Origin of the sequence: Nonomuraea mesophila (genome assembly GCF_004352805.1) — a bacterium.
Taxonomy (GTDB): Bacteria; Actinomycetota; Actinomycetes; order Streptosporangiales; family Streptosporangiaceae; genus Nonomuraea; species Nonomuraea longispora.
The window spans coordinates 1-7,866 of sequence record NZ_SMLD01000271.1 but is presented as its reverse complement, the minus strand read 5'-3'; the positions used below and the strand labels follow the sequence as shown (position 1 = coordinate 7,866).

At 71.7% G+C, this 7,866-nt stretch carries 9 protein-coding genes; 7 read left to right on the top strand and 2 right to left on the bottom strand.

The features are described from left to right. The first annotated feature begins 31 nt into the window (after positions 1 to 31). The gene (locus tag E1295_RS45915) at positions 32 to 673 is read left to right on the top strand and encodes a response regulator (RefSeq protein WP_132641367.1); all 642 of its coding nucleotides are present in this window, start codon (positions 32 to 34) and stop codon (positions 671 to 673) included. Positions 674 to 734: 61 nt separating this feature from the next. Next, positions 735 to 1,931, top strand: a complete 1,197-nt coding sequence (thiI, locus tag E1295_RS45910; RefSeq protein ID WP_132641365.1) for a tRNA uracil 4-sulfurtransferase ThiI — start codon at positions 735 to 737, stop codon at positions 1,929 to 1,931. Positions 1,932 to 1,938: 7 nt separating this feature from the next. Here the strand turns inward: thiI and E1295_RS45905 are convergent, their stop codons facing one another. Together E1295_RS45905 and aroF are read right to left on the bottom strand one after the other, a co-directional pair. Continuing rightward, on the bottom strand, positions 1,939 to 2,226 hold the full coding sequence (locus E1295_RS45905; protein ID WP_132641363.1) for a YiaA/YiaB family inner membrane protein: 288 nt from the start codon (positions 2,224 to 2,226) through the stop codon (positions 1,939 to 1,941). 192 nt (positions 2,227 to 2,418) lie between these two features. Beyond that, positions 2,419 to 3,450, bottom strand: coding sequence for a 3-deoxy-7-phosphoheptulonate synthase (gene aroF / locus E1295_RS45900; RefSeq protein WP_132641361.1), 1,032 nt, complete (start codon positions 3,448 to 3,450; stop codon positions 2,419 to 2,421). A 240-nt stretch (positions 3,451 to 3,690) separates the two neighbouring features. Between aroF and E1295_RS45895 the strand changes: the two genes are divergently transcribed. From E1295_RS45895 to E1295_RS45875, 5 genes are all read left to right on the top strand, one after another. Next, positions 3,691 to 4,287, top strand: coding sequence for a molybdopterin-dependent oxidoreductase (locus tag E1295_RS45895; RefSeq protein ID WP_246081195.1), 597 nt, complete (start codon positions 3,691 to 3,693; stop codon positions 4,285 to 4,287). Positions 4,288 to 4,352: 65 nt separating this feature from the next. Then, positions 4,353 to 5,489, top strand: coding sequence for a sensor histidine kinase (locus E1295_RS45890; RefSeq protein WP_132641357.1), 1,137 nt, complete (start codon positions 4,353 to 4,355; stop codon positions 5,487 to 5,489). 69 nt (positions 5,490 to 5,558) lie between these two features. Continuing rightward, positions 5,559 to 6,299 carry a LytR/AlgR family response regulator transcription factor gene (locus E1295_RS45885; RefSeq protein ID WP_132641355.1) on the top strand — a complete coding sequence of 247 codons (741 nt, stop codon included), beginning with the start codon at positions 5,559 to 5,561 and terminating at the stop codon, positions 6,297 to 6,299. Between the two features lie 22 nt (positions 6,300 to 6,321). After that, a complete protein-coding gene (locus tag E1295_RS45880) occupies positions 6,322 to 6,621 on the top strand; it encodes a hypothetical protein (protein WP_132641353.1) in 300 nt (99 codons plus the stop codon). Then, positions 6,618 to 7,866 (top strand): sodium:solute symporter family transporter (locus tag E1295_RS45875; RefSeq protein ID WP_132641351.1); only part of this gene is annotated, 1,249 nt, incomplete at its 3' end. The genes E1295_RS45880 and E1295_RS45875, both read left to right, overlap by 4 nt.

Here is a 7,866-nt window from a genome sequence, read left to right as displayed (position 1 = left end):
CGGCGGGGGCGGCGGGGCTAGAGTGGCGGGCATGGTGCGGGTCATGGTGGTGGACGACCATCCCATGTGGCGTGACGGGATCTCGAGAGACCTCACCGAGGCCGGCTACGACGTCGTCGCCACCGTGGGCGAGGGGCGGCAGGCGGTCAGGGTGGCCGGCGCGGTCCGGCCGGACCTGGTGGTGCTCGATCTGCGGCTGCCCGACATGCCGGGCCACGAGGTGGCCGCCGGGCTGTCCGGGCTGGAGCCGGCGCCGCGCGTGCTGGTGCTGTCGGCCAGCGCCGAGCAGGACGACGTGCTGGAGGCGGTCAAGGCGGGCGCGTCCGGATATCTGGTGAAGTCGGCGAGCCGGGAGGAGTTCCTCGACGCCGTACGCAGGACGGCCGAGGGCGACGCCGTGTTCACCCCCGGACTGGCCGGGCTGCTGCTGGGCGAATACCGGCGGCTGGCCGCGCAGCCCGCGCCCGCCGAGGGCCCGAGGCTCACCGAGCGCGAGACCGAGGTGCTCCGGCTGGTCGCCAAGGGGCTGTCGTACAAACAGATCGCCGAGCGCCTGGTGCTCTCGCATCGCACCGTGCAGAACCACGTCCAGAACACCCTCGGCAAGCTGCAGTTGCACAACCGGGTGGAGCTGGTGCGATATGCGATCGAGCGGGGCCTCGACGCGGACTAAACTCAGGGGCGCGCGACGTTGGCACCAACACGCCTATTCCCCATCTCCCGGAGGTTCCACCATGACGATGTCTGCCCTGGGCGAGCCGTGCGTGCTGCTCAAGCTGGGCGAGATCGTCCTCAAGGGCAAGAACCGCGAACTGTTCGAACGCCGCTTGATCGGCAACATCCGCGAGGCGCTCCAGCCGCTCGGGATCAAGGTCGACGTGCGCAGGCGGCACGGCGTGATCGCGATCTTCCTGCCCCAGGGCGCCGGTCCCGAGCAGGCCACGGCCGTGGCCGAGCGGGTCGCCGACGTGCCGGGGCTGGTGTGGATCCATCGCGCCTGGCGGGTCGCCAAAGACCCCGACACGGTGCTGAAGGCCGGGCTCGAGCTCGTCGGGGAGAGCGAGCAGGCCAAGCGCGGCGCCCGCTTCGCGGTGCGCTCGCGCCGGCGCGACAAACGTTTCCCCCTGCGCTCCAACGAGCTCGACCGCCTGGTGGGCGGCGCGATCAACGACGAGTACAACCTGCCCGTCGACCTGAAGAACCCCGAGCTGACGGTGTTCATCGAGGTCGACAGGGATGAGGTGTTCGTCTTCACCGACGGCATCCCCGGCCAGGGCGGCCTGCCGGTCGGCAGCAGCGGGCGGGCGCTGGTGCTGATGTCGGGCGGCATCGACTCGCCGGTGGCGGCCTACCGGATGATGCGGCGCGGCCTGCACGTCGACTTCCTGCACTTCTCCGGCATCCCGTTCACGACCTCCGAGTCGATCTACAAGGCGTACGCGCTGGTGCGCAAGCTCGACAGGTTCCAGGGCGGGTCGCGGTTGTGGGTGGTGCCGTTCGGCAAGGCGCAGCAGTCGATCCGCACCTCCGGCCAGGACCGCCTGGCCGTGATCGCGCAGCGCCGGCTCATGCTCAAGACGGCCGAAGAGGTCGCCCACCGCATCCGGGCCGCCGCGCTGGTCACGGGCGACGCGCTCGGGCAGGTCTCCTCGCAGACCCTGACCAACATCACGGCTCAGGACAACGCGGTGGAACTCCCGATCCTGCGGCCGCTGGTGGGCTGGGACAAGACGGAGATCATGGCCGAGGCCCGGCGCATCGGCACGCTGGAGATCTCCGAGCTGCCCGACGAGGACTGCTGCTCCCTGCTGGCGCCCAAGCGTGCGGAGACGCGGGCCAAGATCGACGACCTGAAGCAGATCGAGAAGCGGCTCGACGCCGAGGAGCTGTGCGTGCAACTGGCCGACTCGATCCAGGAGTACACGCTCTAGCGCAGGTTCAGGCGTCGACCTTGAACGGGTCGTGCTCGGCCAGCAGTTTGTCGAGCCTGGCCTGGTCGACGCGGTTGGCGACCTCGGTGAGTTCCTGTCGGTCGCGCACGACCTTGGCCAGCGTGAGCGTCGAGGTGACGACATAGAGCAGCCCGAGGGCGAGGAAGGCCCTGATCCACCCCTCGGCGGGCAGGTAGATCAGGGCGATCGTCACCGAGGCGATCGAGACGGCGAACGACAGGATCGCCTGGGCGTAGAACGCGCTGGTCTGCGTGGGCTGAAGGCGCTTGGTCATGCGCTCATCGTGACGCCGGGACGGAGTCCGGCGCATGGGGACTCGTACTCAAGTTACCCATGAGTACGGCCGGCGCGTTCGTGGCGCGGCCGGCCGTCTCCCGCAGGCTCGTGGCAGATGGCAGATGGCAGATGGCAGATGGCAGATGGCAGATGGCAGATGGCAGATGGCAGATGGCGGACGGCGGTCAGGTCAGGCGGTGACGGCGGCCGCGGGCGACTTGCCGAGCAGCGCGGGGAAGTCGGTCATGACCTGGGCCAGCTCGCCCAGGTCGGCGTCGACGAGCGCCTGAGGGCCGTCGACGAGCGCCTGCTCCGGATGCGGGTGCACGTCGATGATCACGCCGTCGGCGCCGGCCGCGACGGCCGCGCGGGTCAGCGGCAGCACCAGGTCGCGCCGGCCGCCCGAGTGCGACGGGTCGACGATCACCGGCAGGTGCGACAGCCGCTGCGCCACCGGGACGGCCGAGACGTCCAGCGTGTTGCGCGTCGCCGTCTCGAACGTCCTGATGCCGCGCTCGCACAGCACGATGTCCAGGTTGCCGCGCTGCGCGATGTACTCGGCGGCCATCAGCCACTCCTCGATCGTGGCGTTCATGCCGCGCTTGAGCATCACCGGCCGCCCGGCCGCGCCGACCGCCTGCAGCAGCGAGAAGTTCTGCGCGTTGCGGGTGCCGACCTGCAGCATGTCGGCGTACGACGCCACCAGCTCGACGTCCTGGGCGTTCACGACCTCCGTCACGATCGGCAGCCCGGTCTCCTCGCGCACGTCGGCCAGGATCCGCAGGCCCGCCTCGCCCAGCCCCTGGAACGCGTACGGGGACGTACGCGGCTTGAACGCCCCGCCGCGCAGCAGCACCGCACCCGCCGACTGCGCCATCCTGGCCGCCTCCAGCGTCTGCTGGGGCGTCTCCACCGCGCACGGCCCCGCGATCAGCGTCACGGTGTCGGGGCCGATCGGCACGCCGCCCACGTGGACCGTGGAGCGTTCCGGATGGTTCTCCCGGCTGACCAGCTTGTACGGCGTCGTCACCCGCATCACCTCGCGCACGCCCGGCATGCCGCGCAGCCCGGCCGCGTCGAGCTGGGTCACGTCGCCGACCAGGCCGACGATCGTGCGGCGCACGCCCTTGCTGACGAAAGCCTCGACCCCGGCCGCCTGGACGACCGACACGATCGAGGTGAGATCGCCCGGCGTGGCCTCGGGGCCCATCACGATCACCATCTGCTTCTCCTTCTGCCTGTGAAAACACGAAAGGCCCCGGATCCTGACGGACCCGGGGCCTTTCGTTCGCCTGTCTGCTAGCGCAGCGTCAGATGGCGAACGGACTCGGGTCCGTCGCCATACCAAAACCAGAACGCTGTACGCATAGACCTCAATCGTAGCGCACCGCACCCGCCCGCGAGGCATCCCCGGTCCGATGGCAGGATGGCCCAAGACGCGAGACCGGTGAGGGGAGTGATCGTGGAGGAGTCGCGCCTGCCTCCAGGCCAGTACGTCCCGCGCGGCAGACCTGTGATCCACTACGGCAGGGTCCCCACCTTCAAGCCCGGCAGCTGGGACTTCCGCGTGTTCGGGGCCACCGCCACCGGCGAGGAGCACCGCTACACCTGGGAGGAGTTCGAGCGGCTGCCCCGCACGACCCGCCTGGCCGACTTCCACTGCGTCACCAAGTTCTCGCTCATGGCCAACGAGTGGCGCGGCGTCGCCCCCGCCACGATCATCGGCGCCTCCCCGCCCGACCCCGGCGTGCGCCACGTGATGATCTGGGCCGAATACGGCTACAGCGCCAACCTGCGGATGTCCGACTTCACCGCCCCCGACACGCTGTTCGCCCTGGAGTTGGACGAGAAGCCGCTCAGCCTCGACCGGGGCTACCCGCTGCGGCTGGTGGTGCCTCACCTGTACGCCTGGAAGAGCGTCAAGTGGGTGCGCGGCATCGAATACCTCCTGGAGGACCGCCGCGGCTTCTGGGAGGACCGCGGCTACCACAACGTCGCCGACCCCTGGCGTGAGCAGCGCTACTCCTACCAGGAAGAACCCGGTGAGGGCCCGCCCTAGCGAGAGATCGTTGTCACATAGGGTTTTGCCCCGGGCACCCTGCGTTGTTGGCTACGGTGGCCCGCATGCTGACTGGCGTGGCGCTGCTCCTGCCGGCCTTCGTCGCAGGCTACGTGCTGGCCCGGACGCGGTCGCGCCGCGACCTGCTGCCGCGGGGCCGCCGGTCGGACGAGGCGACGTTCACCACCTTGCACATCGCCGCGCTGGCGGCGCCGGCCCTGCGCGCGGGGCTCGGCCGCGACTCCGCCCGCAAGGCCGTCCGGCACCTGCGCACGCTGCTCGGCACCCACGCCGTCGCGATCACCTCGGCCGAAGCGGTGCTGGCCTGGGACGGGCCGCCCTGTGGCGACGTGCTCGCCCACGCCCGCGCCACACTGGCCGCGGGGCGGGCCCAGGTGTTCCCAGGAGAGCCGTACGCGGCGGTGGTGGTGCCGCTGACCGTGGACGGCGCGGTCGTGGGCACGCTGGCGGCCCACGACGACGAGGTCAGCGCCGCGCTCGTGCGTACCGTCACCGAGGTCGGCCGCTGGGTCTCCGGCCAGCTCGAACTGGCCGACCTGGACGCCTCGCGGCAGCGCGCGCTGGATGCCGAGATGCGCGCGCTGCGCGCCCAGATCTCGCCGCACTTCATCTACAACGCGCTCACGACGATCGCCTCGTTCGTCCGTACGAACCCCCGCCGCGCCCGCGAGCTGCTGCTCGACTTCGCCGACTTCGCCCGCTACGCCCTGCGCAGGGCCAACGACTTCACCACCCTGGCCGACGAGCTGACCTGTGTCGACCGCTACCTGCTGCTGGAACGTGCCCGCTTCGGCGACAAGCTGCGCTTCAGCGTGCAGGTGGCGCCGGAGGTGCTGCCGGTGCCCGTGCCGTTCCTGTGCCTGCAACCGCTGGTCGAGAACGCCATCAAGCACGGCATGCGCGGCAACGGGGGTGCCGGGGAGGTGCGGGTCGTGGTGCGCGACGCGGGCCCCGAGGCGCACATCACCGTCGAGGACGACGGCGCGGGGATGGATCCGGAGTGCGCGCGGCGCATGCTCGACGAGGAGCCCGCGCGCGAGGGCGGCGGCATCGGGCTGGCGAACGTGGACCTCAGGATGCGCCAGATCTACGGCGACGGCTACGGGCTCGTCGTGGAGACCGCGCTGGGCGCCGGTACCAAGGTGAGGCTACGCATACCGAAGACGCAACTTAGCGCATAGTAGTCAATTCATTACGCTAAGCTCGCTTGCCTCTTGTGGCCTCTGCTTTTCTACGGCAGCGTGGTGCACATGCTGAGAGTTCTGGCCGTCGACGACGAAGTGCCGGCTCTGGAGGAGCTCGCCTACTTGTTGCGCCAGGACGACCGGATCGAGCAGGTCACGACCGCGGCCGACGGCGTCACCGCGCTGCAGGACATGGTGCAGATGATCGGCGCGGGAGAGCGGCTCGACGGCGTCTTCCTCGACATCCGGATGCCCGGGCTCGACGGGCTCGACCTCGCCCGGCTCGTCGGCGGCTTCCCCAGCCCGCCCCGGCTGGTGTTCGTCACGGCGCACGAGGAGTGCGCGGTGCAGGCGTTCGAGCTGGAGGCGGTCGACTACCTGCTCAAGCCGGTCAGGGCCGAGCGGCTGGCCGAGGCGGTGCGCAGGCTGGAGGCCGCCGCCGCGCCGGCCGTCGAGCCCGGCCACGACGACGTGATCCCGGTCGAGCTGGGCGGGCGCACCCGCTTCGTGCCCCAGCAGGCCGTCTGGTTCGCCGAGGCCAAGGGCGACTACGTGCGCCTGCACACCGTCGACGGCAGCTACCTGGTGCGCATGTCGCTGGCCGCGCTCGAACGACGCTGGTCCGAGGCCGGGTTCATCCGCATCCACCGCAGCACGCTGGTGTCGGCCAAGCACGTCACCGAGCTCAGGTTCGAGGGCGGGCGGGTGTCGCTCACCGTCGGCACCGAGACGCTGCAGGTCAGCAGGCGGCACAGCCGCCAGGTGCGCGAGCAGCTCGTACGCCAGCACAGAGACGTGATCTCGTGACGGCCGGCCGGGGAACGGTCCGGTGACGGCGGAGCGCCGCGTCGTCGTGCCACGCCGGCCGGTCGCCCTCGGGCGTGGCCGGTGGCGGGCCGAGGCCGACGGCCGGCAGGTCCCGCCCGACGTGCCGGCCATCGTCAGGCGCCAGTTACGGCAGGCCATGCTGACCGTGGCCGCCGTCGCCGCAGTGCTGACGGGGGTGCCCGTCATCGCCATGTGGGTGCCCTCGCCCGAGGTCTGGGTGGTGCTGTCACTGGCCGCCCAGGCCGCCTGGGTGGGGCTGGCCGTGGTGCAGCTGAGGCGGGCGGAGCGGCTGGAGAAATGACCGTCGCGGTGCTCACCGGGATCGCCTTCGTCGTCGTGCTGGGCGTGATGGTGGGCGCCGCGCGGCCGCGCCGCTCCAGCGGGCTGGCCGACTTCCACGTGGCGGCCAGGCAGGTGCCGCCCTGGTGGAACGGCGCCGCGATGTCCTCCGAGGTCACCTCGGCCGCGGCCTGCCTGGGCACCGCCGGGCTCATCGCCACCCACGGCGGGCCGATGTTGTGGTATCCCGTCGGGGCCGCCGCCGGGTTCGTCGTCATCCTGGCCCTGGTCGTGGCGCCGCTGCGGCGCTCGGGGACGTACACGCTGCCCGACTTCGCGGGGTGGCGGCTGCGCTCGGCCCGGCTGCGCCCGTTCACCGCCTGTTTCCTCCTGGTGATCGGGCTGGCGTTCATGGTCGCTCAGCTGCACGCCGCCGGGATCGTGGTGCGGCTGCTGACGGGGCTGCCGCCGTGGTTGGGGTGGGCGGCCGTGGGCGCGGCGACGCTGGGCGTGGCGCTCGCGGGAGGGCTGGGGAGCGTGACGAGCCTGCAGGCCTCGCAGTTCTGGCTGAAGCTGGTCGTCTTCCTCGGCGTCGGCGCCATCTGCTGGTGGATGTCGGGCGCGCGGCCGGTCGCGCTGTTCGAGGGCTCCTACCGCGTCGGCGTCGCCGGGCTGGCAGGAGCAGGCGACCCGTCCCTGCCCGGGGTGCTGGCCGTGCTGCTGGCGTGCGCGCTCGGCACGATGGGGCTGCCGCACGTCATCGTCCGCGTCTACACCAACAGGGACGCCCGTGGCGCCCGGCGGTCGATCGTGGCGGCCCAGGTGATGCTGGCGGTGTTCTCCGTCGTGCCGCCGTTGTACGGCGTGCTGGGGCACCGTCACGCGCGTGACGCGGCGGCGGACGAGATCGTGCTCCTGCTGCCCGCCAGGATGTTGCCCGGGGCCGCCGGGGAGGTGCTCACCGGGGTGCTGGCCGCCGGGGCGTTCGCGGCGCTGCTCGCGACCATGGTGGCCGTGCTGGTGGCCGTGGGCGGCGCGGTGTCGGCGTGCGTGCCTCCGGCCGGCGCGCGGTCCTTCCGCGCCGCCGTGACCCTGGTGCTGCTGGCGGCGCTCGCCCTGACCGCGGCCAGCACGCCGCGGGAGTCGGTGGCGCTGGTGGTGGTCGGTTTCACGCTGTCCGCCGCCACGTTCTGCCCGATGCTCGTGCTCGGCATCTGGTGGCGGCGGCTGACGGACGCCGGGGTGGCGGCGGGGTTCACCCTGGGGG

Bases quoted from the DNA above. Each gene is read 5' to 3' on its own strand.
- E1295_RS45915 (WP_132641367.1), top strand. From the start codon at position 32: ATGGTGCGGGTCATGGTGGTGGACGACCATCCCATGTGGCGTGACGGG.
- thiI (WP_132641365.1), top strand. From the start codon at position 735: ATGACGATGTCTGCCCTGGGCGAGCCGTGCGTGCTGCTCAAGCTGGGC.
- E1295_RS45905 (WP_132641363.1), bottom strand. From the start codon at position 2,226: ATGACCAAGCGCCTTCAGCCCACGCAGACCAGCGCGTTCTACGCCCAG.
- aroF (WP_132641361.1), bottom strand. From the start codon at position 3,450: ATGGTGATCGTGATGGGCCCCGAGGCCACGCCGGGCGATCTCACCTCG.
- E1295_RS45890 (WP_132641357.1), top strand. From the start codon at position 4,353: ATGCTGACTGGCGTGGCGCTGCTCCTGCCGGCCTTCGTCGCAGGCTAC.
- E1295_RS45885 (WP_132641355.1), top strand. From the start codon at position 5,559: ATGCTGAGAGTTCTGGCCGTCGACGACGAAGTGCCGGCTCTGGAGGAG.